This window comes from Micromonospora sp. DT43 (assembly GCF_049841645.1).
Classification (GTDB): Bacteria; Actinomycetota; Actinomycetes; order Mycobacteriales; family Micromonosporaceae; genus Micromonospora.
In genome coordinates, this window is sequence record NZ_JBNCKR010000001.1 from 320417 (window position 1) to 346558 (window position 26142).

28 protein-coding genes and 1 pseudogene are annotated in these 26142 nt (G+C 71.9%); 19 read left to right on the top strand and 10 right to left on the bottom strand.

Annotated elements, in window-relative coordinates; all coding sequences use genetic code 11:
* Positions 1 to 179: 179 nt before the first annotated feature.
* The gene (locus ACLQ26_RS01505; RefSeq protein WP_425742746.1) at positions 180 to 854 is read right to left on the bottom strand and encodes a hypothetical protein; all 675 of its coding nucleotides are present in this window, start codon (positions 852 to 854) and stop codon (positions 180 to 182) included.
* A gap of 380 nt (positions 855 to 1234) precedes the next feature.
* On the opposite strand from ACLQ26_RS01505, the gene ACLQ26_RS01510 reads away from it, so the two are divergent.
* A complete protein-coding gene (locus ACLQ26_RS01510; protein WP_425742747.1) occupies positions 1235 to 1453 on the top strand; it encodes a flavin reductase in 219 nt (72 codons plus the stop codon).
* On the top strand, positions 1450 to 1641 hold the full coding sequence (locus ACLQ26_RS01515; protein WP_425742748.1) for a hypothetical protein: 192 nt from the start codon (positions 1450 to 1452) through the stop codon (positions 1639 to 1641). The genes ACLQ26_RS01510 and ACLQ26_RS01515 overlap by 4 nt, the downstream gene beginning before the upstream one ends.
* Here ACLQ26_RS01515 and ACLQ26_RS01520 read toward each other — a convergent pair.
* Complete coding sequence (locus tag ACLQ26_RS01520; protein ID WP_425742749.1) at positions 1583 to 3034, bottom strand: RICIN domain-containing protein; 1452 nt, start codon at positions 3032 to 3034, stop codon at positions 1583 to 1585. The two genes, ACLQ26_RS01515 and ACLQ26_RS01520, sit on opposite strands and share 59 nt — an antisense overlap.
* A gap of 533 nt (positions 3035 to 3567) precedes the next feature.
* Here ACLQ26_RS01520 and ACLQ26_RS01525 point away from each other — a divergent pair.
* Complete coding sequence (locus tag ACLQ26_RS01525) at positions 3568 to 3945, top strand: hypothetical protein (protein ID WP_425742750.1); 378 nt, start codon at positions 3568 to 3570, stop codon at positions 3943 to 3945.
* A gap of 147 nt (positions 3946 to 4092) precedes the next feature.
* Here the strand turns inward: ACLQ26_RS01525 and ACLQ26_RS01530 are convergent, their stop codons facing one another.
* Together ACLQ26_RS01530 and ACLQ26_RS01535 are read right to left on the bottom strand one after the other, a co-directional pair.
* Entirely contained in the window at positions 4093 to 4965 is an 873-nt protein-coding gene (locus tag ACLQ26_RS01530) for a class I SAM-dependent methyltransferase (RefSeq protein ID WP_425742751.1), read from the bottom strand.
* A 75-nt stretch (positions 4966 to 5040) separates the two neighbouring features.
* Complete coding sequence (locus tag ACLQ26_RS01535) at positions 5041 to 5628, bottom strand: TetR/AcrR family transcriptional regulator (RefSeq protein ID WP_425742752.1); 588 nt, start codon at positions 5626 to 5628, stop codon at positions 5041 to 5043.
* Between the two features lie 86 nt (positions 5629 to 5714).
* Here ACLQ26_RS01535 and ACLQ26_RS01540 point away from each other — a divergent pair, with 86 nt between their 5' ends.
* Genes ACLQ26_RS01540 through ACLQ26_RS01550 form a run of 3 tightly spaced genes read left to right on the top strand, consistent with a single transcriptional unit; the run spans position 5715 to position 6970 of the window.
* Complete coding sequence (locus ACLQ26_RS01540) at positions 5715 to 6158, top strand: nuclear transport factor 2 family protein (protein ID WP_425742753.1); 444 nt, start codon at positions 5715 to 5717, stop codon at positions 6156 to 6158.
* Positions 6155 to 6370 (top strand): heavy-metal-associated domain-containing protein, encoded by a 216-nt coding sequence (locus tag ACLQ26_RS01545; RefSeq protein ID WP_425742754.1) that lies wholly within the window; start codon positions 6155 to 6157, stop codon positions 6368 to 6370. The genes ACLQ26_RS01540 and ACLQ26_RS01545 overlap by 4 nt, the downstream gene beginning before the upstream one ends.
* 48 nt (positions 6371 to 6418) lie before the next feature.
* Entirely contained in the window at positions 6419 to 6970 is a 552-nt protein-coding gene (locus tag ACLQ26_RS01550; protein ID WP_425742755.1) for a DinB family protein, read from the top strand.
* A 7-nt stretch (positions 6971 to 6977) separates the two neighbouring features.
* Here the strand turns inward: ACLQ26_RS01550 and ACLQ26_RS01555 are convergent, their stop codons facing one another.
* Positions 6978 to 7889: a hypothetical protein gene (locus tag ACLQ26_RS01555; RefSeq protein WP_425742756.1), complete on the bottom strand. Its 912-nt coding sequence runs from the start codon at positions 7887 to 7889 to the stop codon at positions 6978 to 6980.
* Between the two features lie 138 nt (positions 7890 to 8027).
* Here ACLQ26_RS01555 and ACLQ26_RS01560 point away from each other — a divergent pair, with 138 nt between their 5' ends.
* Positions 8028 to 8573: a hypothetical protein gene (locus ACLQ26_RS01560; protein WP_425742757.1), complete on the top strand. Its 546-nt coding sequence runs from the start codon at positions 8028 to 8030 to the stop codon at positions 8571 to 8573.
* Positions 8574 to 8613: 40 nt separating this feature from the next.
* Here ACLQ26_RS01560 and ACLQ26_RS01565 read toward each other — a convergent pair whose 3' ends face one another.
* Positions 8614 to 9357, bottom strand: coding sequence for an SDR family NAD(P)-dependent oxidoreductase (locus ACLQ26_RS01565; protein WP_425742758.1), 744 nt, complete (start codon positions 9355 to 9357; stop codon positions 8614 to 8616).
* Between the two features lie 134 nt (positions 9358 to 9491).
* Here ACLQ26_RS01565 and ACLQ26_RS01570 point away from each other — a divergent pair, with 134 nt between their 5' ends.
* Complete coding sequence (locus ACLQ26_RS01570) at positions 9492 to 10118, top strand: HAD-IA family hydrolase (RefSeq protein WP_425742759.1); 627 nt, start codon at positions 9492 to 9494, stop codon at positions 10116 to 10118.
* A gap of 26 nt (positions 10119 to 10144) precedes the next feature.
* Here ACLQ26_RS01570 and ACLQ26_RS01575 read toward each other — a convergent pair whose 3' ends face one another.
* Positions 10145 to 11077: a phosphotransferase gene (locus tag ACLQ26_RS01575; protein WP_425742760.1), complete on the bottom strand. Its 933-nt coding sequence runs from the start codon at positions 11075 to 11077 to the stop codon at positions 10145 to 10147.
* Positions 11078 to 11187: 110 nt separating this feature from the next.
* On the opposite strand from ACLQ26_RS01575, the gene ACLQ26_RS01580 reads away from it, so the two are divergent.
* Together ACLQ26_RS01580 and ACLQ26_RS01585 are read left to right on the top strand one after the other, a co-directional pair.
* A complete protein-coding gene (locus ACLQ26_RS01580; protein ID WP_425742761.1) occupies positions 11188 to 11676 on the top strand; it encodes a GNAT family N-acetyltransferase in 489 nt (162 codons plus the stop codon).
* A 78-nt stretch (positions 11677 to 11754) separates the two neighbouring features.
* Entirely contained in the window at positions 11755 to 12897 is a 1143-nt protein-coding gene (locus tag ACLQ26_RS01585) for a polysaccharide pyruvyl transferase family protein (protein ID WP_425742762.1), read from the top strand.
* Positions 12898 to 12904: 7 nt separating this feature from the next.
* Here the strand turns inward: ACLQ26_RS01585 and ACLQ26_RS01590 are convergent, their stop codons facing one another.
* A complete protein-coding gene (locus ACLQ26_RS01590) occupies positions 12905 to 13111 on the bottom strand; it encodes a hypothetical protein (RefSeq protein ID WP_266244645.1) in 207 nt (68 codons plus the stop codon).
* An 82-nt stretch (positions 13112 to 13193) separates the two neighbouring features.
* Here ACLQ26_RS01590 and ACLQ26_RS01595 point away from each other — a divergent pair, with 82 nt between their 5' ends.
* Positions 13194 to 13715: a DinB family protein gene (locus tag ACLQ26_RS01595; RefSeq protein ID WP_425742763.1), complete on the top strand. Its 522-nt coding sequence runs from the start codon at positions 13194 to 13196 to the stop codon at positions 13713 to 13715.
* Between the two features lie 16 nt (positions 13716 to 13731).
* Here ACLQ26_RS01595 and ACLQ26_RS01600 read toward each other — a convergent pair whose 3' ends face one another.
* The gene (locus tag ACLQ26_RS01600) at positions 13732 to 14604 is read right to left on the bottom strand and encodes a carbohydrate kinase family protein (protein WP_425742764.1); all 873 of its coding nucleotides are present in this window, start codon (positions 14602 to 14604) and stop codon (positions 13732 to 13734) included.
* A 169-nt stretch (positions 14605 to 14773) separates the two neighbouring features.
* On the opposite strand from ACLQ26_RS01600, the pseudogene ACLQ26_RS01605 reads away from it, so the two are divergent.
* From ACLQ26_RS01605 to ACLQ26_RS01615, 3 genes and pseudogenes are all read left to right on the top strand, one after another.
* Positions 14774 to 15877 (top strand): annotated as a pseudogene (locus ACLQ26_RS01605) (ATP-dependent helicase); the annotation flags it as partial.
* A 303-nt stretch (positions 15878 to 16180) separates the two neighbouring features.
* Positions 16181 to 18130, top strand: a complete 1950-nt coding sequence (locus ACLQ26_RS01610; RefSeq protein WP_425743125.1) for a DEAD/DEAH box helicase — start codon at positions 16181 to 16183, stop codon at positions 18128 to 18130.
* On the top strand, positions 18130 to 19029 hold the full coding sequence (locus ACLQ26_RS01615; protein WP_425742765.1) for an SWIM zinc finger family protein: 900 nt from the start codon (positions 18130 to 18132) through the stop codon (positions 19027 to 19029). The genes ACLQ26_RS01610 and ACLQ26_RS01615 overlap by 1 nt, the downstream gene beginning before the upstream one ends.
* Before the next feature lie 4 nt (positions 19030 to 19033).
* Here ACLQ26_RS01615 and ACLQ26_RS01620 read toward each other — a convergent pair whose 3' ends face one another.
* Positions 19034 to 19291 (bottom strand): DUF3040 domain-containing protein, encoded by a 258-nt coding sequence (locus ACLQ26_RS01620; RefSeq protein ID WP_234586377.1) that lies wholly within the window; start codon positions 19289 to 19291, stop codon positions 19034 to 19036.
* A 431-nt stretch (positions 19292 to 19722) separates the two neighbouring features.
* Here ACLQ26_RS01620 and ACLQ26_RS01625 point away from each other — a divergent pair, with 431 nt between their 5' ends.
* The 5 genes from ACLQ26_RS01625 to ACLQ26_RS01645 are packed head-to-tail and all read left to right on the top strand — an operon-like array spanning position 19723 to position 26050.
* Positions 19723 to 21846, top strand: coding sequence for a DUF1800 domain-containing protein (locus ACLQ26_RS01625; protein WP_425742766.1), 2124 nt, complete (start codon positions 19723 to 19725; stop codon positions 21844 to 21846).
* 8 nt (positions 21847 to 21854) lie between these two features.
* Positions 21855 to 23246 (top strand): DUF1501 domain-containing protein, encoded by a 1392-nt coding sequence (locus tag ACLQ26_RS01630; protein WP_425742767.1) that lies wholly within the window; start codon positions 21855 to 21857, stop codon positions 23244 to 23246.
* Positions 23243 to 24661: a ferredoxin reductase family protein gene (locus ACLQ26_RS01635; RefSeq protein ID WP_425742768.1), complete on the top strand. Its 1419-nt coding sequence runs from the start codon at positions 23243 to 23245 to the stop codon at positions 24659 to 24661. Before ACLQ26_RS01630 ends, ACLQ26_RS01635 begins: the two co-directional genes overlap by 4 nt.
* An 11-nt stretch (positions 24662 to 24672) precedes the next feature.
* Positions 24673 to 25278: an FMN-binding protein gene (locus ACLQ26_RS01640; RefSeq protein ID WP_425742769.1), complete on the top strand. Its 606-nt coding sequence runs from the start codon at positions 24673 to 24675 to the stop codon at positions 25276 to 25278.
* Positions 25279 to 25327: 49 nt separating this feature from the next.
* On the top strand, positions 25328 to 26050 hold the full coding sequence (locus ACLQ26_RS01645; RefSeq protein WP_425743126.1) for an FAD:protein FMN transferase: 723 nt from the start codon (positions 25328 to 25330) through the stop codon (positions 26048 to 26050).
* Positions 26051 to 26142: the final 92 nt, after the last annotated feature.

The following is a 26142-nucleotide window of genomic DNA, read 5'->3' on the forward strand; positions in this document are numbered from 1 at the left end:
CCCAGAGAAGGTCAGCTCCTGGGGCGGTGACAGCAGCGAGGTCTACGAGTGCCGTTCGCCGAGCGCCCGACGCATCGCGTCGAGGTGGGCATACGAGTAGACCCCGCGGGCTTCCGTCAGTTGAAGTGCGACATGTGCCAGGGAACTCGAGCAGCCGGCTGCCGGCGAAGTGGGCGCTCCTATTTCTCCAGCGTTCGTTCGGATGGTGTGATCACCTCCGGGACGGGGTCTAGCTCGGTTAGCACCTGAAGCCATGCCTCGACGTCAGCGACAAGGTGGGCGTCGGTCATGTAGTCAACGAGGGGTGCAAGGTCGGTCAAGATACGGCCGATGTTGAGAAGCCGGTGGTAGCCCTGGTAGTCGTCGGTCACTGTGAGCGCTTGCCATCTCACCTGCCAGGCTTCACCTGGCTGAACGAAATCATCCTCGATAAGCGGGGTGGCGCGGAGGCTCGCTGCTCGTGCAACAGCTTGTTCCCGAGTCATGCCGAAGCTGTCGACAGCCCGCTGGGCGACGGCGTCCGGTCGAGCGCTGGCGGGCAGATCCTGGACTCGCTGACCTGCATCAAGGGTGAGGGTGATGAGCGACGCGAGCGGTCCGACTGCCAGCTCCATCGGGAAACCGTGTTCTAATGCCAGGTCGATCAGGAAGACCGCTAGTGGCATGTCGGCACGAGTCCGATGGCTGGGCCATCCGCGGTGCTGGCGGCGCACATCGGAGGTCGCTAAGTCGATCAGTGCGATCCACCAATGCGCGGAACTGACCGAGGCAGGCTTGCGGTCGAGCAGCCACTGCCTGCCTAGCGGCGGATCAATCAGGAGAAGGCCGCGGTAGGTGTCCTCAAGCTCTGTCACTCCACGCCTCCCCGGCACAAGGGATTGCTGCGCTGACGACAGTAGCTTGCCGGTGCGGCACGTCGGTTGATGTAGTCCTTAGTGGGCTGGTGGCAGCGCATGCGGACGAGGGTGATGGGCCAACGGCGCGGTTAGCTTCGCGGTCGCCGCCATGGTGTAAGCGGTGGCGGTCGGTCCGTTCGGAGCTGGCCGGGATGGGGAGCGACGCCACAGAGCCGGCGGCCGCCTCGGCAGTTCACAGCCCCGCCTACTCCGCGACGAAAACTCCTACGCCGGGCAGGGTGGCGGCGCATGTGCCGCTGCGGACGCGAGCTGCCATGCCGAAGCCGCCACCGCATTCCGATCAACCGCGGCCACTGGCCCAGCCAGGACGGCCCGTCGTGACCACCCACCAGCCGATCAAGCCGGCCTGGACGTGCGGCGGCTGTGCTGAGGAGTGGCCGTGCCAGACCCGGTGCCGAGAGCTGCGAGCCGAATACGACCCCGACCGGGTGTCGCTGGCTCTCTACCTGGCCGCCCATCTCGTCGACGCCGCCCAGGACCTGGTCCACGTGCCCGCCAGCCACCTGCACTACCGGTTCCTCGGCTGGACCCGATGAGCATCCTGCGGCCGGGCGACGAGAAGTTCCACTACAGCGACGGCTCGCACAAGTGGATCCCACCGGGCCCGGACTACGACCAGGAGGTCTGGGACGAACAGGTCCGCCAGCACAAGCACGGGGGCCATGTCAGGACTGGCTGCGGGTCCACTGCTGGTTGGTGCCGCTTCCGCAGGTGTACTGGGTGATGTCGGTGCCGTCTGCGGTGCCGCTGCTCACCACGTCCAGGCACTTGCCGCTGTGTCGGGCGCGCAGCTGGTAGTAGTCGCCGGTGGCGACCCACTGCCACTGCTGGTTGGTGCCCCCGCCGCAGGTGTACTGGACGACGTTGGCGTTGTTGGCGGTGGAGGCGTTGGCGACGTCGAGGCATTTGCCGCTGTTCTGGTTGACGATCCGGAAGTAGCCGCTACCGGCGTCGTGGAACTCCCACTTCTGGTTCGCGCCGCCGTTCCAGGACCATTGTCTGACTTCGGCGTTGTCGGTGACGGCCCTGTCCAGCACGTCGACCACCTTGCCGCTGTTGCGGTTGGTGATGCGGTAGGACGACGACGACGACGCCTCTCCGGTGACGGTGCCCGTGGCGGCGTCGATGGTGATGGTGGGATACCAGGTCAGGCTCATGGTCGTGGCGGAGGGAAAGGCGATCGGCAACCACACGTACTGGGAATCGTTTGCCGGCCCGCCCCAGGCGCCGGCCCAGCGGTCGCCGAGGTAGAGGTAGCTCGTCGTCGACGTGCCCTGGATGGGGAGCACGAAGGCCGACTGGGAGCGGAAGGTGGTCGAGTCGGCGACGTTCGTCATGCCGGTCCACGGACCGGAAATGCTTGACGCCGTGGCGTACCTGGCCTGGTTCGGGCTCCAACCGGTCAGGCCCGAGGTGAGCAGGAAGTAGGTGCTACCGCGCTTGAACAGCGCCGGTGCCTCACGATTTCCGTCGTTCCAGAAGTTGCCGACAAGCGTGGCCACGGTCAGGTAGTCGGCGGTGAGGCGGTAGATGAGCAGGTCGCGGTTCTCGTCGCCGGCGGAGATCATGTAGGCCGTACCGCCGTCGTTGTAGAGCGTGATGTCTCGCGACATGTTGCCCAACGGCCGGAAGCTGCCGTGGTAGGTGTAGGTGCCGTCCACGGTGGCCGAGGAGGCGACTGCGGCCCTGGCCTCGCCGTAGTCGCTGCCGTTCTCCTTGTGCATCCACATCACGTACCGGCCGGTGCTGGCGTTGTAGACGACCTTTGGCCGCTCGATGTTCGCCGATTGCAGCTCCGCCGCCGACGCCTGGGTCAGCACGTTGTTGCGGAACTCCCAGTCGCGCAGGTTTGTGGAGCGGTAGACGGAGACCGCCCGGAACGTGTTGTTGGCGTTGCGGTTCTCACCGAACCAGTAGTAGTAGTCGCCGACCTTGAGCACCCCACCGCCGTGCGCGTGCAGCACGTTGCCGCTGGTGTCGGTGAACTGCGTGCCGTTGGGGATCGTGACCGGCGCGGCCTGCGCCGGGGCGGCGGCCATGGTGGTGACCGCCACGATCGCCGTTCCGACCAGGGTGAGCGCTGCCACCAGGGATAGCAGCCGTCTGTTGCGTCGCACTAGGTTCGTCCTTCCATGGGCGGGCGGCGGCCGCCGCCGGCATCGGAGCGGCACCCTCGGACTCCGGTGCCATCCCACCGCTGACCGGTGCCGGTTCACGCCGGGGTGACACCTTGATTACCGACTGGGGACCACGACGCCACCGTCCGAAACAATTCATTCATGAATGTACATCTGTCGTGGTTGTCGTGGCGACGGCATCCCCCCTGGACGAATAATTCCCAACCCTGGCTGGGTGATGGGCGCAGCCGACGGTCGGCGGCCGGAGGTGACCGTCGGTCACCTCCGTGGGGGCGGACGCGGTGGTGAGCGGTATACCGCAGAGTCATATTCATACCTCTGGGGTATACCGCTCAACAGCACATCGACACGGCGGGCAGCCACAGCGGATGGCCGTCGCGCTTCGCGGCAACCCCAGCCCCGTCTTGAGGTCGGACTTACTCGTCCAGTGCCGTCGTGGGAGCCAATGAAGGTTTCGCAGACGACGAGGTGGGGTGAGCAGCCCCCGGTCCGGCCTCTGGGAGCATCCGGAAATGGAGATCTGGTCCCACGACGGCAAGCTGTACGAGATCAACTCGTACTACAGCCTGCCGGACGACGCGTGGCAGTACGAGCTCGCCGGTTTGACGGGCAATCCGGGCGCCGGCCCGTACCTCGCCATCCTCATTCCGGACGCGACGAGTGACGACGGACCGTTCACGCCGGTAGCAGCGGACCAAGCCCGCGTCAGCCTCGGAGGAGGTCAACTGTCCTGGCCGATCCTGCACAGGTTCATCGCGATGGTCGAGGCCAGCGGCGACCTGGTGGCGGAGCAACGGGACGCTGTCTTCCGCCGTTTCATCGATGCTGTCCGGGCGTCGGGCCACATCGTGGGAGCCGACAACGAGGGGTCACTTGACCACGCCCGCTAGCCTTCGCGGCTATGGGCGCAATCAAGCCGTGGCACCTCGTACTCCTCAGCATCTGTTGTCTGCTGCCGACGGTGGTGGCGGTCGCGGGTGGTGTCTGGGCCGTACGCCGAAAGCGCACCCGGCGCTGAGGCCGTAGCCCCGCCAGGGTCAGGCGCGATCCGCGACCATCACCCGGCTGTGGGCGAGTGACGTGGTACGGCGGATCGGCAGGGCGAGCGCCCGCGCCGTGTCGAGCAGGTCGTGGTCGCCGGTGACGGTGAAGCCGTGGCGGGCGAGCAGGGCGGCCATGGCGTCGGGCGTCCAGGTCGAGCGCCATGGCTCCTTCGCCCAGACGCTCCGCCGGCCGGTGGACGCCATCAGCAGCCGTGCGACGAGCCGGCCCAGCGTCAGGGATTTCCCGGGCAACTGGAAGTTGACGATGAGACGGCTGTGCGCCGCCGAGCAGGCGGCGATCGCGGCGACCGTCGTAGACACCTCGGCCCTGGTCAGATACGGCACGACGCCTTCCCAGATCCACGTGGTCGGCTCGCTGGGGTGATGCCCGGCGGCTGCCAGCGCCTCGGCGAGCCGGTCGCGGCCGAAGTCCACCGCGACGAACGTCGGCCCAGCGCCGGGCAGGCCCTCGGCGCGTTCCCGCTTGTCGCGCTGGCTGCTCGGCTGGTCGACCTCGAAGACCGTCGCGTCGGCGAGTTCCGCCATCCGCCAGGCGCGACCGTCCAACCCGGCCCCCAGGATCACCACCTGCGAGCTGGGGTGGGCGCGTACGGCGTCGTCGATCGCGACCGTGCGGGGCACGATCATCTCGGCGTTGGCGCGTACCGTCTCGTAGTCGACCCGTTGCCGCCACGGCCCGGGGGCGGCGGCGTCGCGTACCCACTCGACGGCCTCGCGCTCGTCGGCGCGGAGCAGGCGCACGGCCGTCGGGTCCGCGAAACGGCCGGGAGCGACCAGTCCGTCCGCCGCCGCGCGGCCCTGGCAGACCAGCACCGCCGTACGGCTCGGCTGTGGGGTTTTCGGCACTGGTGTCGCTCCCGTCCTTGCTCAGGCATCGGCTCAGTGGCCGACGGTATCGTCACGCACGGCCGGTCGGTCGGATCAGCTTCCGGGTCGGAGCGCCCGGAGCAGGACGGTGCGCAGCGCCTCGGCGGCCTCGGCCGGTCTCATCCGGCCGGCCTCCACCTCCTCGCCTGCGGCGTGCCCGATCTTGATGGTCACCGCGGTGAGCCACTCGGCCGGAACCTTCTTGTCGAACTCACCGCTGGCCTGACCACGCCGGATCACCCGGCCGATCCGATCGGCGATCGGAGCGTGGCGCTCCTGGTCGGTGTGCGGGCTCACCGGGAGCGACGCGATCTGCTGGGCGAGGACCGGATAGCGCGCCGCGGTGCGACTGCCGGCCTCCAGGACGCGCAGCAGCGCGTCGGCGGCCGAGCCGGTGTCCGGCTCGGCGGCGTCCATCGCTGCGGCGGCCTCGTCGGTGATCCGGTCGACGACTGCCGCCAGCAGGTGCTCGCGGGACGGGAAGTGGGCGTAGACGGTCTGCCGGGTCACCCCTGCGGCGTTGGCGATGGCGTCGAGGCTGGCGTCGGGCTGCGCATCGAGTAACCGGAGTGCCGCGTCGAGGATCGCACCGCTGTTGCGGCGGGCGTCGGCCCGACGGTTGCGTTCCGCTGAACCACTCATCTTTTACACCTTGCCAAGGTTCTCGGGTGTCGATATATTACAGCTCGTCAAACTTAGCTCGGGATCACGGATTGGCGGTGGGTGGTATGCGCGCTCTCGACGGCACCGATCCCCGGCAGTTCATCGCCGACTTCTTCACCTCCTTCATGGCCGACCTGGTCCGCGGGGAGGAGGACACCGCACTGGTCGTCGACCGCTATCACACGCCCGACATCGTGCAGATCGCCGATGGCAGCCGGATGGACCGCGCCAAGCTCATCGCACACGCCCGGCCGGCGCAGAAGCACCAACCCGACGCCCGCTGGGAGGTGCACGAGGCGCTGGCCGACGGCGACCGGATCGCCGCCCGCTACACCCTGCACTTCCGCAACCGCAAACGGGACGGCAGCGTGGAGGTGCACTTCTTCGGGCAGTTCGCCGACGACGGTCGGTTGCGCCGGGCGCACATGCTCACCCGCCCCGTGCCCATCGGGGCCGGCTCGACGCCGCCACCGCCACAGGCGTCCACCCGCGGGCAGGATCCGGCATGACCGTCGGCATCTACCGCGTGGTCGGCATGGCCTGCGGGCACTGCGAGCGCTTCGTCACCGAGGAGATCGAACAGATCCCCGGCGTCACCGCCGTGGCGGTCGATGTCGAACTCGACACCGTCACGGTGACCAGCGACGCGCCTCTGGACATCGCCGAGGTGCGCGCCGCAGTCGAGGAAGCCGGCTACGAACTCCCCGACACGCAGCCCTGAGTCGGCCATCTGGACCGCCCCCGGGTCGGCCCGCTAGCCTCGATCGCCATGACCACCGCGGACGAGCACGGTCGCGCCGAACCACCGATCGCGGGTGACGAGACCGCCACCCTGTTGGGTTCCCTCGACCGCCAGCGGGCCACCCTGGCCTGGAAGACCGGCGGGCTCGACGCGGCCGGCCTGCGGGCGACGCTCGGTGCGTCGTCGATCACCCTGGGCGGGCTGCTCAAGCACCTGGCGCTGGTCGAGGACCTCTACTTCTCGTTGAAGCTGGCCGGGCGCTCACCCGGGCCACCGTGGGACGCCGTCGACTGGGACGCCAACCCCGGCTGGGACTGGCGTTCGGCAGCCGAGGACACCCCGGAGCAGCTTTACACGCTGTGGCGTGAGGCGGTGGCCCGCTCCCGGGCCACAGTCGCCGAACTGCTCGCCGACGGCGGCCCGGAGCAGTTGGCCCGGGGCGAGTGGCCCGACGGGCGGGTGCCCAGCCTGCGCCGCGTCCTCGTCGACCTCATCGAGGAGTACGCGCGCCACGTCGGGCACGCCGACCTGATCCGGGAGTCGGTGGACGGCCTCACCGGTGAGGACCCGCCGCGCTGACCGGGGGCTACTTGGTCACCAGGTTGCGTAGTGCCGCGATCGCCGCCCGGTCACTGACCTCGGCGTAGATCTTCCTGTCGGCGCCGACCAGGACGACGTACGGGCACTTCTGGTCGTCGCCGGTCATTTTCTTCTCCAGCAGCTTGCGGCCGGTCGCCGCCTCGTAGACCCGCAGACGCCAACTGGTCCGCACCAGGGGCAGGCTCTGCGGCTTCGGGTCGTCGAACTTGCAGGTCCGGATCGTCGAACCGGAGCTGACCCGGTCCAGGCAGGCGACGATCTGCACGACCCGGGGGTTCTCCGAGGACCACGTCTGCTCGACCTTCTTGGACAGGCCCAGGTCGTAGTAGTAGTTGTCGTCCTTGCGGCGCAGACCAGGGGTGTCCGACAGGAGCAGGACGACCGGGTGCGGCGCCTTACCGGCGCGCTTGGGCAACTCGGGGTAGTAGATGTCCTCGTCGCACACCCGGTTCAGGTCCTCGATCTTCTCCGCCGGGTACGCGCTGGCCTGCGGTCCCTGCACGACGGGTTCCTCGGCGAGGCTGGGGGAGGGGCTGGCGTTCGTCGGGGGGCGCGCAGGCGCGGTGGCCTCCGGGCCGGACGCGGTGGTATCCCTGTCGCGCAGCAGGAAGAAGCCGCTGACCAGGCCGAGGCACAGCGCCAGGAGGACGACCACGACGCCTCCGACGACGGCGGCGACGATGGCGGTGCGGTTCGAGCTGGTGGGCGGCTCGGCGGCAACCCACCCGGGCGGGCCGGTCGGGTAGCCCGGCTGCGGTGGCAGCTCCGTGATTGGCGCCTGGTCCGGCGTCGACGCGAGCTCGGGCGACGTCTCAGGTGCGGCAGCGGGATCTGGAGTTGCATCTGACGCCGGGGTGGGGTCCGGCGGCGGGCTTGCGGCAGGTTCAGCCCCGGTCATGGCGACGTCCTTTGTTGATCAAGGGGAAGGCGTGACTGTATCAACCGCGCGCACACAACGTGACCCCGTTTTCGACAGCCGGTGTGGGGAGACACGTGCCGGCGATGGCTCGTGTTGCGCGAGCGTCATGATGGGCGCGTGCAGGACACCGTCGCCGTCGCGCTGATCACGTCACTGTCCACGTTGGCCGCCGCCGTCCTGACCGGGTTGGTCGGCGCGCTCAGCACCCGCCGGCAACTGGCCCACCAGCTCACCGTCGCCCGCCAGGACAGCGCCGACCGGCGGGCGACCCGCCGCGACGAGCTGCGGCGCGACGCGTACGTCGGGTTCCTCAGCGCCTGCGACGCGGCGTACCGGCGGTTGGACCGACTATGGGTCGAGCCGGGCGTGGACACTGCCACGCCCGGCTACGACGAGACGTACGCGGCGCTGCGCGCCGTGGACGAGGCGTACAACCTGGTGTTGCTGGAAGGCCCGGCGGACGTCGCGGCGGCGGGCCGGTCGGTGCTGGCCAGCGTCACCACGGAGTACGCCGAGCAGCGCCGGCTCGCCGACGAGCCGGGCGACGCGGCGGTGCCGCTGCGCGACAGGCATCGGGAGCGCTGGCTCGCGGCCATCGAGGTACGGACGAATCGCCGGGTCTCGTTCGTCGACGCGGTGCGTCAGGTGCTGAACCAGGAGTGACGCCAAGGAGCGGTGGCTCGTCCGACGCCGCCCGGGTTTCTCAGCTCGTGAAGCCTCCGTCGACGTTTACCACCGCCCCGGTCACGTAGCCTGCCTCGGGGCTGGCCAGGTGCGCGACGGTGGCCGCTATGTCGGCGGGGCGAGCGTAGCGGCCGAGGGCGGTGAATCCAGCGATGGTCTCCGCGTTCGGCCCGTCGGCCGGGTTGGCGTCGGTGTCCGTGGGGCCGGGGTTGACCAGATTGACGGTGATGCCTCGGGGGCCCAGCTCGCGGGCCAGCCCTCGGGTCAACCCGACCAGGGCGGTCTTGCTCATCGAGTACAGGGCCAGCCCGGGGAAGACCGCCCGTTCCCCGACGTTGCTGCCGATGCTGATGATCCGTCCACCGTCGCCCAGGTGCCGCAGCGCCGCCCGTACGGCGAGGTACGGCGCCCGCACGTTCACGGCGATCGTCTGCTCCAGCTCCGCCGTGCCGAGATCGCCCACTGCGCCGACCAGGAACACCGCCGCGTTGTTGACCAGGATGTCCAGCCGGCCCAGTTCGGCGGCCGTCCGGTCGACGGCGTCCCGCACGGCCGGCGGGTCGGCGTTGTCGGCCTGGATCATCAGGGCCCGCCGGCCCAGCGCCTCGATCTGCTTCACCACTGCCGCGGCCCGCTCGGCGTCCTGCCGGTAGGTAAGCGCCACGTCGGCGCCGTCCTGCGCGAGGCGCAGCGCGATACCGGCCCCAATGCCGCGGGAGCCCCCGGTCACCAGGGCGGCCTTGCCGTCAAGTGTCGTCGTCATGCAAACGATCATGTCGACGGCTGGCCGTCGAGTCTGGCGGCCATCGGACCGCTCGTTCCCAGCGCAGGGTCCGTTTTCCGCCAGCGGTCAGTGACGCCTATTCTCGCAACGGAGCGTACGGGGGGAGCGTGGTCGTGGAGCTTGCCGACGTCGAGGCGGTGCTGTTCGACATGGACGGCACCCTTGTCGACTCCGATGCCGCCGTCGAGCGTGCCTGGGAGCGGTGGGCGTCCGAGTACGCCGTCGAGCCGGCGGCGGCGCTCGCGATCGCGCACGGCAGACCCGCCGACCAGACGATCCGCCGGCTGCTTCCCGCGCTTGACGACGCGGCGGTCGCCGTGGCGGCAGCCCGGCAACTGGCGTTGCAGTACGACGACCTGTCCGACGTGACCGCCACCCCGGGCGCCCACGAGCTGCTGTCGACGCTGCCCCGGTTGGGGTTGCCCTGGGCGGTGGTGACAAGCGCCGACGCCCGGTTGGCGCAGGCCCGCCTCGGTGCCGCCGGCATCACCGCGCCCGTGCTTGTCACAGTCGAGGACGTACGCGTGGGCAAGCCGGACCCGGAGGGCTACCTGCGCGCCGCCGCGCTGCTCGACGTGTCACCGGCGCGCTGCCTGGTCGTCGAGGACGCCGAGGTCGGGTTGCGGGCCGGGCGCGCGGCGGGCGCGATGACCGCAGCGCTCAAGGGACTCGACGGCGACCTGCGGCTGGTCGACCTGACGCAACTGGCGTACGGGTTGGCAGCGGCTGCGGCACGCTGACCGCCAGCCCTGCCGAGACGGCGGGGTCAGGCGAGTCGCTGCGCCAGCCAGGGGAGCAGCGCGTCGGCCTGGGCCTGCTGGAACGCCCGTACGGTGGGGATGCCGGTGGGCGGTGGGCGGCGGGCGCTGTCGGCGAAGAAGCCGGCCAGCCCGGCGTACACCCCGGTGAGCGCGGCAGCGTCGACACCGGCGGTGAGCGGCAGCCGGCGCAGCAGTGCCTCGGTGTCGTGCCCGCCGTGCAGCCGGACGTTCACCAGCAGCAACGCGGTGTCCAGCCAGGCCGGCCCCCGGCAGGCCCACGGCCAGTCGACAACTGTCACCGTGCCGGCCGCGTCGAGCAGCAGGTTGTCGGCCCGCACGTCCAGGTGGCAGAGGGTGTCTCCGGTCAGCGCGGCGACGCCCTCGTCGGCGGCGGCCCGCAGCTGGTCCAGGTGCGCCCGCGCCCACGGGTCCAGCCGTTCCGGCGGGTCGGCGGCGATCCGGTGCCAGCCGGCGAAGTCCCCGGCCAGCAGCTCGGCGGCGGCCGGCACGTGCGGGACGGGGCTGGGGGTGAGGGCGGCGGCCATCGCCTCCAGGGCGTCCAGCACGCCTGTCAGCTCGTCTGCCCGCCACGGGGTTGTCGGGTGCCGTCCGTCCACGTCGGAGAAGACCAGCGCCACCCACTCGCCGTCGTCGTGGCAGCCCAGCAGGCGGGGCGTCGGCGCCGTCGCCGGCAGCGCGCCGGAGGTACGGGCCTCGGCGCGGTGCATGACCGGGCTGTCCGGGTTCTGCGCCGGGCTGATTGCCTTCACGAAGGCCCGTCGGCCGGTAGCAGTGCGGACCCGGTCGGCGGTGCCCGGGGAGAAGCCGCCCGGCTGGGACACCGCCTCGACCACCCGGTCACCGAGGATGCCCTCCACCGCGGACCGGACCGTCGCCGGCAGATCACCCCAGCCGATTCGCGTCGCTGTCCGCTGCATCCACCCACGGTGCGCCCGGCCCGCCCCGCCGAACAACCCATTTCCCGGTGGCGGCGTCGGCGGTGTTCTGCTGCACTACCCGCTGGATCCGAGATCGAAGGGAGGCCCCGGTGGAGCTGACGTTGACGCCGATGACCGAAGAGGAACTGGCCCGGCTGTGGGAACCGCTGGAGGTGGGCTACGCCGAGGTCCTGGTCGCGCACCGGGGCATGCCCCCGGAGGCGGCCCGGGAGCGGTCGGCGCAGCAGCTGCGGGAAGGGCTGCCGGCGGGCGCGGCCACCGAGGGAGTGCTGCTGCGGTTGGCGCGGGTCGACGACACCGAGGTCGGCTGGATCTGGGTGGGCCTGCCCGGGGTGGGTACCGCGGGCGGTCCGACGCAGGCGTGGATTCTGAACATCGAGGTGCATCCGGAGCATCGGGGGCGTGGGCACTCCCGGCGGATGATCCAGCTCATCGAGGCCGAACTGGCCGAACTCGGCGTGCCCGAGCTGGGGTTGAACGTCTTCGGCACGAACACCGTGGCGATCGGGCTCTACCGGAGCCTGGGCTTCGAGGTCACCGCGCAACAGATGGCCAAGCGTCTCGACCCGGCTGGCTGAGCACCCCGGCCCCGGCCCAGGACTGTTCGCCCGACCAGCGGGAAACCCTGGCGGACCGCACCTGGGGAGGAGCGACGGATGACGCATGGCGCCGGACTGACCATCGGTGTGCTCGGCTCGTACGGCGGCCGGAACCTCGGCGACGAGGCGATCCTGACCGGTCTGCTCACCGATCTACGCACGCAGGAGCCGAACGCCCGGATCATCGTCTTCTCCCGCAATCCGGAGCACACCCGGGCCGCCCACCCCGACGTGGAGGCGGTGCCCTGGGAGGGCGTCAGCCGTACCGACTCGGCGTTGGTGCTGGCCCAGCTGGACCTGCTCATCCTGGGCGGCGGCGGGATTCTCTACGACCGGGAGGCCCGCCGCTACCTGCGGGTCGTCCGGGTCGCCCAGGAACGCGGCCTGCCCCTCATCACGTACGCAGTGGGGGTCGGACCGCTCAGCGACGCGGTCGACACAGGCATGGTCCGGGAGACGCTCGCCGGCGCGACCCAGGTGACCGTCCGTGACCAGGAGTCCCGGATGGTCCTGGAAGAGGCGGGACTGCTCAACCCGATCACTGTCACCGCCGACCCGGCGTTCCTGTTGCAGCCGGCGGACTTCCCGGCGCACCTGCTCGCCGAGGAGGGGGTGCCGGCCGGTAAGAGGCTGGTCGGGATCAGCGTGCGGGAGCCGGGACGGGCCGCCGAACGCCTCGACGTCGACGGCTACCACCGGCTGCTCGCCCAGATCGGTGACTTCCTGGTGCACCGCATCGACGCGTACGTGCTGTTCGTGCCGATGGAGCGCGACGACATCCGGCACGCCCACGGGGTGCTGTCGCACATGGTCGCCGCCGATCGGGGGCGAATCCTGCACGGCACCTACTCGCCGGAGCAGGTGCTCGGGCTGATGCGCCACTTCGACCTGGCCGTCGGCATGCGCCTGCACTTCCTGATCTTCGCGGCGATGGTGGGCACGCCGTTCCTGCCGCTGCCGTACGCCGGCAAGGTCTTCGACCTGGCCCAGCGGCTCGGTGTGCCGGCGCTGCGCGGCGTGGAGCGGGAGGTGGAGGGGCCACTGCTGGCCGAGGTCGACCGGCTGTGGGACGAACGCGCGGAACGCGCCGAGGCCACCGCCCGCCGGGTCGCCGAGGTCTGCGAGCAGGCCCGGGGCACCGCGGAGGTCACCCGTGGCGTGCTGGACAGGCTGCGCAGTCAGATCCTCACCCGGGCCTGACCCGCGATCACACCGCCGGGCCGGTCCAGCGGTAGCGCCACTCGCGGCTCTCCTCGCGGGCGGACTCCAACTCGTAGATCTGCGCCTCGGCCAGCCCACCCGACCCGAGGTGGTGGTGGGTGAGCGGCGGCCGGCCGTTGGTGTCCAGCTCGACGGTCACGGTCTGCCCGTCCGCCGCGCCGCCGACGAGGAGAATCTGCACGGATGAAGCCATGCGCCCATCCTGCCTGTCGCGAGCGCGCCTCGCAGCGGGATGCGGGGCAGCGCGCGGCCCTCGTCGTCGTTAGGGTCGGCGAATGGCGGAGCAGACAATCGATCCGACGCTCGGCCCGGTGCTCGCCCGCGTCGGCGACGAGCGCGCCGTGTTGGACTCGTTCCTCGACTTCCACCGTGGCATGGTGCTACGCAAGCTGCGCGGCCTGTCCGACGCCGAGGCGACCCGCCGGCTGGTGCCCTCCGCGACGACGCTCGCCGGGCTGGTCAAACACCTGACGCTCGTCGAGCGGAACTGGTTCCCGGTGCTGCTGGCGCCCGAGCCCGGCGACGTCTACCTGGCCTCGAAGGAGGACGGGCTCGCGAGCTTCACGCTCGACGAGCGCGACACGGTCGACGGGCTCGTCGAGGCGTACGAGTGGGCCTGCGCCCGGTCCCGGGCGGTCGCCGCACGCTTCGACCTCGACCACGTGGTGCCGCACCCGCAGCTCGGTGAGGTGTCGGTGCGTTGGATCCTCGTCCACCTGATCGAGGAGACGGCCCGGCACGCCGGCCACGCCGACATCCTGCGCGAGCTGACCGACGGGTCGACAGGCGCGCTCTGAGCCCGACCACCCGTCGTCAACCTGCTGGCAGCAGGCCCGGCGGATACTCCATGCCGTCGTGGGAGCAGGCCGCCGCCGCGACCCGTGCCGCGCACCGAGCCGCCGCCGTCAGGGGCTCGCCCCGCAGCCGCCCGGCGATCAGCCCGGCCGCGAACGCGTCGCCGGCCCCGTTGCTGTCCACCACCGGCCCAGGCGCGGCGGCGGGGGGCACCGGCACCCGCGTGCCGTCGCCCGGGTACAGCTCGGCGCCGTCCGCGCCCCGGGTCACCACCACGGCTCGGGGCGCCAGCGTGCCGGCGAGCGCGGTGGCCCGCTCGCCCAACCGCACCCCGCTGACCAGGACCAGGTCGGCGACCTCGGCGAACGGCAGGTGATAGGGGTTGGTGCCGTCCCAGTCGTGCAGGTCGGTGGAGAGCGACACGCCCGCGGGGAGCGCGGCCCGCACGGCGGGCAGCAACGGCACCGACCAGTCCATGATCGACAGGTGGACGTGCCGGACGCCCCGGACCAGTTCGGCGATCTGGCTGGGCGAGAACGGCGGGTCGCCCCGCCACGGGCGCGGGTCGTACAGCGAGGTGCGCCGGCCACCCGGGTCCACCAGGTTCACCGACCTTCGGGTGCCGCTGCGGTCCTGGGCCAGCACCGCCGGCACCCCGGCCCGGGTCAGCGCCGCCCGGACCAGATCGCCGGCCGGGTCCGCGCCCAAGGTGTCGACCACCCGTACCCGCAGGCCGAGCGCCCGAGCAGCCAGAGCCACCCCGGCGCCGGTGTTGCCGATCCGCAGCTCGATCGGCTCGACGGTGTGCGAATCGGCGGCCGGCAGTGGCAGCGCGGGCACCCGGACCCGCACATCCACCCCGAGCCCTCCGACAACAAGCAGATCCTCCACGCGTCGACGCTAACCCATGCGTACCCTCGCCGATCTTGCACTTTCGGTCGCGGATATAACGGGCATACAGCGCACAGCGTTGACCGGAACCGCACGGTCGCGCGAGGGGTGCGCCGAGGCCGCCCCGGGGCCGCCTATCCTGGGCGCGGGCGGCGACGAGGGGGAGTAGGTGCTGGTCATCCACGGGCTGTGGAAGCCCGGCGACAGCTCGACCGGCGGCCTCGCGGTCTGGGCCGAGGACAGCGCCGCGCCGCCCGCGTCGGCCCGCTCCGGCCGGCCGCCCCGGGAGCGCCCGCACCCCTTCGCCGCCGGGCACGCCGAGCTGGCCGCGGCCCTCGCCGACGCCGCCGACCCCGCCCGCCCGGCCACCGCGTTGCTCACCCTGCCCACCCGGGCGGGCGCGCCGACCGACTCACCCGAACTGATCCGGACCACCGTCGCACCCCCGGCCCGCGGCCGGCTCACCCTGGCCGCGTGGCGGGTGCCCACCCTGGTGTACGCCCCAGACGACGCCCTGCTCCTGCTGCGCGCCCTGGACGACCTCCCGGTCGTGCCCGGGGCGACCCTGCGCCACCTCGCCGAGCTGGCCGACTTCGCCGCCGACCTGGTGGCCCGGGGCCGTGTCCTCCCCGGCGTCAGCACGCCGACCAACACCACCGGTCCAGCCGACGCCGACGCCGATGCCGACGCCGACGCCGACGATGCCGCCTCGCCGGATGTCGCTGCGGTATCGGGCGCCGGGGCGGCCGACGTTCACGCAGCCGGACCGGCGGCGGACCAGGTGACTGCGCGCGCGGTCTGGCGTCCGCTGCTGACCGGCACCGACGCCGGCTGGGCGCGATCACTGGCACTGGCCCTACCGCCCGCCGCCCGCGCCGCCGCAATGCCCACCACCGCACCCACTGCCAGCACTGCTGTGCCCGCAGCCCCTGCTGTTCCCGCCGTCCGGGGTGCCGCCACGACTCCGACCGCGCCGAGCAGCGCCGGGTCCGACGGGTCCGAGCTGACGGCTGCCGTGCTGGTCGCGGACGCGCTCGACGCGCTCACCGACGCCGCCGCCCGGGCGGCCCTCGCGACCACGACCCTGGCCCGAGGAGTGCGCCCCGCTGGGCCCGCACCCGCCTGGCTGGCCGCGCTCGCCGGTTCTCGCCGCGACTTCACTGTCGACCAGGCGGCGCTGGACATCCTCCGCGCCGAGCTGGACGACTGGCAGCGGGACGCGGCCGGCGGCGCTGTCCGGGCCAGCTTCCGCCTGGTGGAGCCGGCCCCCGACGAGGTCACCGAACCGATCCTGGCCACCCGCCCGCTGCCGGGCGACTCGGCCGGACCGGCGGAGGTCGGCCTCGTCGACGAGGCCCCGCTCGTTGGCGTGCGGTGGCGGCTGGAGTTCGGGTTGCAGGCGGCCGACGAGCCGGGTCTGCACATCGACGCCGCGGAGGTGTGGCGGGCGCACACGCTCGACGGTCTCGCCGACCGGACGGCCAGCCCGCAGGAGACCCTGCTCGCGGAGCTGGGGCGGGCCAGCCGGCTCTGGCCCGACCTGGACGCCGCGCTGCGCACCGCCGCGCCCGAGGCGATGGAGTTGGACGTCGAGGGCGCGCACCGGTTCCTCAGCGAGGGCGCGCCCGTGCTGCACGCCGCCGGCTTCGGGGTGCTGCTGCCCTCCTGGTGGCAGCGCCCGTCGGCGCGGCTCGGCGCCCGGCTGCGCGCCCGCAGCCGGACCGCGCCCGGCACGGTGGCCGGTACCGAGGCAGGCGTCGGATTGGACGCGCTCGTCGACTACCGCTGGGAGATCGCGCTCGGCGACCAGCCGCTGTCCGCCGACGAGTTGGCGGCGCTGGCCGAGCTGAAGACCCCGCTGGTACGACTGCGCGGTCGGTGGGTGGAGCTGAACCCGGGTCGGCTCGCGGCCGGTCTGCGCCTGCTCCGCTCGACGGGCGAGTTGAGCGTCGCCGACCTGTTGCGCCTCGGACTCGCCGACGGCGACGACACCGAGGCGTTGCCGGTGCTGGAGGTCACCGCCGACGGGGCGCTGGGCGACCTGCTCGCCGGCGCTGTCGAGCGCCGGCTCACCCCGCTCGACCCGCCGCCCGGCTTCCAGGGGACGCTGCGGCCGTACCAGCGGCGCGGTCTGGCGTGGCTGGCGTTCCTGCGGTCGCTCGGCCTGGGTGGGGTGCTCGCCGACGACATGGGGTTGGGCAAGACGGTGCAGTTGCTGGCGCTGCTCGCCGGGGACCCACCGGAGGCCGGGCCGACCCTGCTGGTCTGTCCGATGTCACTCGTCGGCAACTGGCAGCGGGAGGCGGCCCGGTTCACCCCGGGGCTGCGGGTGCACGTACACCATGGGGCGGAGCGGGCGCGGGGGGCGGAGTTCACGACCGCCGCGCACGGTGCGGACCTGGTCCTCACCACCTACTCGGTGGCCGCCCGCGACGCCGTGGACCTGGCCGGCATCGACTGGCACCGGGTGGTGGTGGACGAGGCGCAGGCGATCAAGAACGCCTCCACCCGGCAGGCCGAGGCGGTCCGCGCGCTGCCGGCCCGGCAGCGGGTGGCGGTGACCGGTACGCCTGTGGAGAACCGCCTCGCCGACCTGTGGTCGATCATGCAGTTCGCCAACCCGGGGCTGCTCGGGCCGGCCGCGACGTTCCGCAAGCGGTTCGCCGAGCCGATCGAGCGCCACGGCGACGCCGAGGCCGCCGAGCGGCTGCGCCGGATCACCGGCCCGTTCGTGCTGCGCCGGCTCAAGACCGACTCGTCGATCATCTCGGACCTGCCGGAGAAGCTGGAGATGGAGGTGCTCTGCAACCTCACTGCAGAGCAGGCCGCGCTGTACCGGGTGGTCGTCGACGACATGCTGGCCCGGATCGAGACCAGCGACGGCATCGAGCGACGCGGTCTGGTGCTGGCCACCATGACCCGGCTCAAGCAGGTCTGCAACCACCCGGCCCAGCTGCTGCGCGACGGCTCGGCGCTGGAGGGCCGCTCCGGCAAGCTCTCCCGGCTCACCGAGATCCTGGAGGAGGTGCTGGCGGCGGGGGAGCGGGCGCTGTTGTTCACCCAGTACGCGGAGTTCGGCGCGATGTTGCGCGGTCACCTGTCGGCGCGGTTCGGCCGGGAGGTGCTGTTCCTGCACGGCGGCCTCGGCAAGGCCGAGCGGGACGCCCTGGTGCAGCGCTTCCAGTCGGCGGACGGGCCACCGCTGTTCGTCCTCTCCCTCAAGGCAGGTGGCACCGGGCTCACCCTGACCGCCGCCAACCACGTGGTGCACGTGGACCGGTGGTGGAACCCGGCGGTCGAGGACCAGGCCACCGACCGGGCGTTCCGGATCGGGCAGCGCCGGCGGGTGCAGGTCCGCAAGTTCGTCTGTGCCGGCACCGTGGAGGAGAAGGTCGCCGCGATGATCGCCGACAAGCGCGCGCTCGCACAGCGGGTGGTGGGCACCGGCGAACAGTGGATCACCGAGCTGTCCACGGGTCAGTTGCGGGACCTGTTCGCCCTGGAGGCCGGGGCGGTGGTGGAGTGATGAGCACCGACCGTTTCGCCGACTACGGCCGTCCCCGCAAGGTCGACGGCGGGCTGCGGGCACGCAGCGCCCGGGGCGCGATCGGCCGGTCCTGGTGGTCCCGGCGCTTCCTGGAGGTGCTGGAGTCGTTCGCGCTCGGCACCCGGCTGACCCGGGGCCGGTCGTACGCGCGGGCCGGTCAGGTGCTCCGGCTCGACATCGCGCCGGGCCGGGTCACCGCCCAGGTGCAGGGCTCGCGGCCCCGGCCGTACGAGGTCTCCATCGCGCTGGCGGCGTTCCCGGCCGCGCTCTGGACCCGGATCGAGGACGAGCTTGCCGGGCAGGCGTTCTTCAGCGCCCGCCTGCTCGCCGGGGACCTGCCCGACGAGTTGGAGGAGCTGTTCGTGGCGGCGGGCGCTCCGCTGTTCCCGGCCGCCGTGGACGAGCTGACCCAGCGCTGCAACTGCCCCGACTTCGCGGTGCCGTGCAAGCACCTCGCGGCCACGTTCTATCTGCTCGCCGAGGCGTTCGACGCGGACCCGTTCGAGCTGCTGCACTGGCGTGGCCGCTCCCGCGCCGACCTGCTCGACCGGTTGCGCGCCCGTCGAGCCGAGGCCACCGGCGCGGCCACGCCTCCCGGACCGTCCACACCGGACGCACCGGCGTCGGTTGTGGACGCCGTGGACGTGCTGCCGCCGGTTGGTGCGGCCCGGGCGCTCGCCGGGCTGGCGGCCACCCCCCTCGCGGAGGCGGTGGACCGCTTCTGGGCGGCACCGGTGCCGCTTCCCGACCGGCCGCCCCGACTGGCGACCGGTCCGGATCTCCTGCTGCGCCAGCTCGGCCCGCCGGCGCCGGCCATTGGTGGGCCGGGCCTGCTGGAACGGCTGCGTCGCGCGTACCGAGCCTTCGGCCCGGGGTGAGCTGTCACGTCCACCGGCGGCGGAACCGCCACATGATCGCCGCGTTGGCCACCAGCACCACCGCGCAGATCGCCCCGGCCAGCCGGCCGGCGAACACGGCCATCGCCGGCAGCGACGCCCACAGCACGATGGTCAACAACATCAGGTAGCGGCCCCTGCGGGCTCGGACCCGGTGGTCCAGCCGGGCGAAGAAAGCCGGGTCACTCTCCCGGAGCTGACGGGTGATCTGGTCGAACCTGCGCTGATCCTCTTTGCTGAGCATGGCGCTGCCTTCCCCTCACGCGTTCAGCGGTTCGGCGGCATACCCGCTGCTGCGGCGGCTCACGCTCGCCCGCTCCTCCTACTTTTCCCCAGCGTGAGGACACCTCACGTACGGCTTAGCCAAACCTTAAGTTTGCCTGTGGTGGTGAACGGTGCGGAACGTGTCGGGTACGGCGGCGCGGTCCGATCCGTACCCGGCTGCCGCACGTCGGCCCTGCTGGGAAGCTCGGAGCCCGACCCGGATCGCCGCCCGGCCTCGTACACGGTGGTGAGGGCTGTCTTAAGTGCCCTCACCGGCGTGTTCGGCCCACCTTGAAGGCACCTGAGCGCTTGGTTACCTTGCCGTAGCAACCCCCTCAGGCAACAGTCGCCGCACCTGCCGCACCCGCTCGGTCGCAGCTTCCGGCGCTCATCAGAAATCGGGATTGGTACATGGCCGACCAGAATGTGCCACCACGTCGACCGCGGGACGACCGCGGCTGGGACGGACGCCAGCACCACACCGCGGACAGCTACGGCGACCCCACCGCGTCGTACGGATACGACTCGCCCCACCCCTACCAGGGCGGCTACCCGGCCCAGGGCGACCCGCGCGAGCAGTACGGCGACGGGTACGCGCACGCCGGACAGCCCGCTCCCGCCCCGCGTGGGCCGCAGTGGGTCGGCCCGGAGGGTCTGGGCCGCCCGGCCCCGGCGCGTCCGGCCGGCGCCGGACTGCCCACCCTGGACGATGACGACGAGCCGGGCCGCAAGGTCGGCCGGCGCAAGGCCATGGTCGCGCTCGGTGGCACCGCCGCCGTCGTGGCCGGTGGCGCCGCGCTGGCCATGACGCCGCAGTTCCGCAGCCTCTTCGGTGACGAGGCGGCCGCGGGCGACGCGACGGGCAGCACGGTCACCGACGGGACCGCGGCGCGTCCCAGCGGCCAGCAGCCCAGCACGGTGCGTACCTACACCGAGCAGAACGAGAGCTACATGGGCTCCCGGGCCGGCGAGGCGCTGAAGAAGAACGCGCCAAGCGGTGGCCGGACCTTCTCCGGCCCGGCCGCGGCCGCCGCGGAGACCAAGGTGACAGTCAAGACGGTGCTGGCCAAGGACCCGATCCTGCACCTGGCCCGGCGGACCACCTTCGGCGCGACCCCCGCCGTCGTCTCCGACATCAAGAAGCAGGGCATCGACGCCTGGATCCGCGGGCAGCTCGACCCGGACAAGATCGAGCCGAGCAAGGCCGAGCTGAAGCTCGCCGAGCTGCCCACCCAGACGCTCTCCGTGCAGCAGCTGCGGACCCAGCGGGACCAGCTCAACGAGCGGGGCGCCCAGCCGGAGCGTGAGGTCGTCGACGCCACCCTGGCCCGGCAGATCTGGTCGAAGCGCCAGCTGTTCGAGGTGATGGTCGACTTCTGGAACGACTTCCTGCACGTCGCCGCCGACTTCGACGGCGGCGAGGTGTACCGCACCTCGTTCGACAAGGACGTGGTGCGCAAGCACGCGCTGGGCAGCTACCCCGAGATGCTCGTCGCGGCGAACAAGCACCCCGCGCTGCTGATCTACCTGAACCAGAAGGACTCCCGCAAGGACGCCATCAACGAGAACCTCGCCCGGGAGAACCTGGAGCTGTACTCGGTGGGCGTCGACGGCGGCTACAAGGAGGGCGACGTCCGGCAGGCCGCCATGCTGCAGACCGGCCGTGGCGTCGACGACAAGGGCCAGTACGTCCTGCGCGTCAACCAGCACTACATGGGCAAGGTGAAGATCCTCAGCTTCACCCACGCCAACACGTTCAGCATCAAGGACGTCAACAACCCGACGGCCAAGGAGATCGCCGCCGTGGACGCGGCGATCGACAAGTACATCACCTACATCGCGATGCACCCCTCGACCGCGAGGTACGTGGCGCAGAGCCTCGCGACCCGGTTCGTCTCGGACACCCCGCCGAAGTCCCTCGTGGACCGGCTGGCCAAGATCTACACCAGCAACAACGGCATGATCAAGCCGGTGCTGATGGCGCTGTTCAGCTCCTCGGAGTTCTGGGCGGCGGTGGGCCAGAAGGTGCGCCGGCCGATGGAGTACCTGGTCGCTACCTACCGCATCCTGGGCGTCTCACCGGAGGCGTCGGCGAAGAACGACAACGGCGACAACAAGCGCACCCCGTTCGCCCGGGGCCTGCGGCAGATCCACGACAAGCTGCGCGAGCTGGGCCAGTACCCGATGGGTCAGCCCACCCCGGACGGCTACCCCGACGTCTACGTCGCGTGGACCTCGGCCGGCACCATGGTCAACGGCTGGAACGAGGCCGGCGAGATCATTGCCGGCTACCGCACCTCCTTCACGTACACGGCGCCGGAGAAGCTGGTCGCCAAGCCGCCGGCCACCGCCGGGGCGTACGTGGACGCGCTCGCCCAGCGGCTGGTCCACCAGAAGCTCACCGCCCGGGAGAAGAACCTGATCCTCGGCGTCGCCGGCGTCTCGGCGACCACCAAGGTCGATGCCACGTTCAACGGGGCCATCACCGCCGTCGCGCGGGCGATCCTCGCGTCCCCCCAGCACCACCTCCGGTGAGGCACCCGATGGAGAAGACTGTGTACAACTCTTTCCCCCTGCACCCCGAATGCCCCGACCTGGGGCGGCTGGCCGACAACCCGACCGAGGCCCTGCTGCGCGCGGAGGCCGACATCGTCGCCGCCGAGCAGGCCGCCGAGGCCGACCGCTACCGGACCCTGGAGGATCTGGAGGAGGCCCAGCAGGACGGTCGCGGCGTCACCCGGCGGACCTTCGTCGCCGGTGCCGCGGCCACCGCCACCGCGCTGGCCACCGCCCAGTTCGTCACCACCTCGGCGTCGTTCGCGGCGACCAAGACCGGCACCCTGATCCACGTCTTCCTCTACGGCGGGCTGGACGGGCTGAGCCTCGTCGCACCGGACAGCGACCCGGCACTGACCAAGGGCCGGCCCGAGCTGCTGCTCGGCAACGACTCGCTGGCCCTGGCCCGCGGCTTCAAGCTGACAAGTGCGTTCAAGCCGCTGGAGCAGTACCTCAAGGCCGGTCAGTTGGGCTTCATTCCGGCGGTCTCGGACGAGCGGCTGTCCCGCAGCCACTTCCAGGCCGCGGACGCCTGCAACCTGGGCGGTCTGCCGCACGAGACCGGCGGCCGGGGCTGGCTGGACAACCTGGTCGACCACCTCGGCACGGGCACCGCCTTCCGTGGCGTCGGCATCGGCAGCACGCTGCCCCGCTCGCTTGTCGGCAACAACGGCGCGCTGTCGCTGAACAGCGTCGGCTCGCTGCGGCTCAACGGCGACGACAAGTTCCGTGCCGCCACCGAGAAGGCGATCAAGGGGCTCTTCACCGGGATCAACCACCCGGTCGAGGAGGCCGTGCAGGACGGCATGGGTGCGCTGGCCACGGCGCAGAGGCTCGCCGCCAAGCCGTACCAGCCCGCCGCGGGTGTCAAGTACGAGGGCGTCGGCAACGCCTTCCAGCAGCTCGCCCAGCTCATCAAGGGCGGCGCCAACGTCCGGGTCGCCACCGTCGGCATGGGTGGCTACGACACCCACGAGAACCAGGGCACCCAGGAGGGCGGTCAGCTGCACCGCCGACTGGGCGAGCTGGCCAGCGCGATGGCCGCCTTCTTCACCGACCTCGGCCCGCAGGCCGCCGACGTGACGATCATGGTGTCCAGCGAGTTCGGCCGGCGGGTCAGCTCCAACAAGGGCGGCACCGACCACGGGCACGGCGGCGTGGTCACCGTGCTCTCCGGCAAGAAGCTGGCCAGCTCTCTGCTGGGCACCTGGAACGGCCTGGACAAGTTGGACTCCGGCGACGTGCCGGAGTACAACAACATGTTCAACGTGTACGGCTCGGTGGCGCAGGGTCGGTTCGGCCTGACCAACGCGCAGGTGGAGAAGATGCTCTTCCCCGGCAGCGATCGGGCCTACAAGCCGATGAAGCTGTACGCGTGACGCATTCGCACACCCACGCCGCCGGCCGCCGCACCGGGACCTCGTCCCGGCACGGCGGCCGGTCGGCTGCACCCGTACCCCCGCAGATCCCGGCCCGGCGCGGACCCGGCGGCCGGCGGCTGCTGGCCGCGCTGCTCCTGGTCGGGCTGGTCGCCAGCGTGCTGCCCTGGTGGTTGGGCACGGCCGCCGGCTCGCTGTCGACCACCGCGGCCACCGTCACCGCGGCCGGCCGGATCACCGGCCTGATCGCCGGCTACCTGCTGCTCGTGCAGGTGCTCATGATGAGTCGGCTGCCGGTGTTGGAACGGTGGATCGGCGGCGAGCAGCTCGCCCGCTGGCACCGCGACATCGGCGCCACGCTGCTTGTCGCCGTGGTGTCGCACCTGTCGCTGATCCTCGTCGGGTACGCCGACCTGCGGAACCACTCGATCTTCGCCGAGGTGGGCACGCTGCTCGGCGAGTACGAGGACATGCTCTCGGCCTTCGTCGCCGCCGGCATCATGCTCGTGGTCGGCTTCAGCAGCATCCGGGCGATCCGCCGGGCGCTGCCCTACGAGGTGTGGCACCTGCTGCACCGGTCGAGTTACCTGGTGCTGCTGCTCGGCTACGGGCACCAGTTCAGCCACGGCGGGCAGCTCTACCGGCCGGGCCCGGTGCGGACCGGCTGGATCGCCCTGTACCTGCTGGTGGTCGCCGCCCTGCTCTGGGGCCGGGTGATCGCGCCGCTGGCGTTCAACATGCGCCATCGGCTGCGGGTCGCCGACGTGGTCGCGGAGAGCCCGGACACGGTCTCCATCTACCTCACCGGGGAGCGGCTGGGCCGGCTGGAGATGCTCGGCGGGCAGTACTTCCGCTGGCGCTTCCTCACTCCCGGCAGCTGGTGGCAGTCGCACCCGTTCTCCGTCTCCGCCGCCGCCAACGGCCGCTGGCTGCGGCTCACCGTCAAGGTCGTCGGCCGGCACACCGCCGACCTGCGCGACCTCGACCCGGGAACCAGGGTCTGGGCCCACGGCCCGTCGGGCACCTTCACCGCGGCGCACCGGGTGTGCGAGCGGGCGCTGCTGATCGCCGGCGGCAGCGGCATCACGCCCATCCGGGCGATGCTGGAGGAGCTGCCGCCGGGCGCCGCCCTGATCTACCGGGCCCGTACGCCCGCCGACGTGCTGCTCAGCCGGGAACTCGACTGGCTGGCCGAGGAACGCGACACGTCGATCTGGTACGTCATCGGCTCCCGCGACGACCCCGGCCCCCGCCAGCTCATGAGCCCGGACGGGCTGCGCCAACTGGTGCCCGACGTGGCCCGGCGCGACGTCTACCTGTGCGGGCCGCCCGGGCTGGTGGAGCAGTCGGTGCGCGCGCTGCGCCGTGCCGGCGTGCCCCGCCGACAGATCCACCTGGCCACCTTCGAGCTGTAGGAAGGCATCGCATGCGTCGCGCGTTGTTCGCGATCACCGGTCTGGCCGCCAGCACCGCCGCCCTGGTGGTGCTCAAGGGCTCGCCGGGCACCAGCCAGGTCGCCCAGAACCTGCCGACCGCACAGCCGGTCAACCCCACCCCGCAGGGCGTCGACCCGAGCGCCGACCCGGCCGTCGGCCCGACGGGCGCGGCGCCGAAGCCGTCGGGGACGGCCGGCGCACCGTCGTCGTCGCCGAAGCCGACCAGGACCACCGCGCGGCCGTCGGGCACGAAGACCACCGCGAAGGCCCCGAGCGCGCCGCGCACCACCACCAAGGCGCCCCAGTCGACCACCCGCCGGGTCACCGGCCCGCCTGTGGACACGGCCGACGGCTACGGGTACGTGCAGGTGCAGATCGTGGTCTCCGGCAGCAGGATCATCGAGGCGACCACCCTGGCGTTGCCGAGCGGCGGCGAGTCCGACATCCACAGCGGCGCCGTGCGGGACAAGTACAACGGCACCGGTGGTGAGGTGGTGCAGAAGCAGAGCGCCAACCTCAACACCGTTTCCGAGGCCACCGCGACCAGCATCGCCTACAAGAGCTCGCTGCGGGCCGCGATCGAGCAGGCGTTCTGACGTGCCGGCGGCGATGATCCGACCCGGGCTGTGCCGGGTCGAGCAGATCATGGGTACGGCGATCACCCTGGACCTCGCCGACGACCTGCCCCCCGCGCGGCTGCACGAGCTGGCCGACGAGGTGTTCGCCTGGATGCGCGAGGTCGACGCCCGGTTCAGCACGTACCGGGCCGACAGCGAGGTGTGCCGCTTCGACCGGGGCGAGGTGCTGCTCTCCGAGGCGTCTACGGACCTGCGCTTCGTGCTGGAGGCGTGCGCCGACCTGTGGGCCGCCACGGACGGCTTCTTCGACGCGTACGCCACGGGACGGTTCGACCCGTCCGGGTTCGTGAAGGGCTGGGCGGCGCAGGTCGCCTCGGACCGGCTGCTCGCCGCCGGAGCGACCAACCACTGCGTCAACGCCGGCGGCGACGTACGCGTGCGCGGCTTCTCGCCGGCCGGCGAGCCGTGGCGGATCGGCATCCGGCACCCCTGGGACGCGATGGCGACGTGTCTGGTGCTGGCCGGCACCGACCTGGCCGTGGCCACCTCCGGCGTGTACGAGCGGGGCCGGCACGTGCTGGACCCCCGTCGGGGCGCACCGGCCAGCGGGCTGCGCTCGGTGACGGTGGTCGGCAGCGACCTCGGCGTCGCCGACGCCTACGCCACCGCCGCCCTGGCCATGGGGGCTGCCGGAATCGGCTGGCTGGACCGTCTCGGTGACCACACGCACGCGGTCGTCACCGACGACGCCCGCCAGTTCCACTCCACAGCGCTTCCGCTGACGGTCTAACGCAGCGGACGATGGGTGCCGGCGGGGCGGGTGCCGGTGGGGCGGGGCCGCCCGGGGCGCGAGCCGGCCGGGCGGGTGCCCGCCCAGCGGTG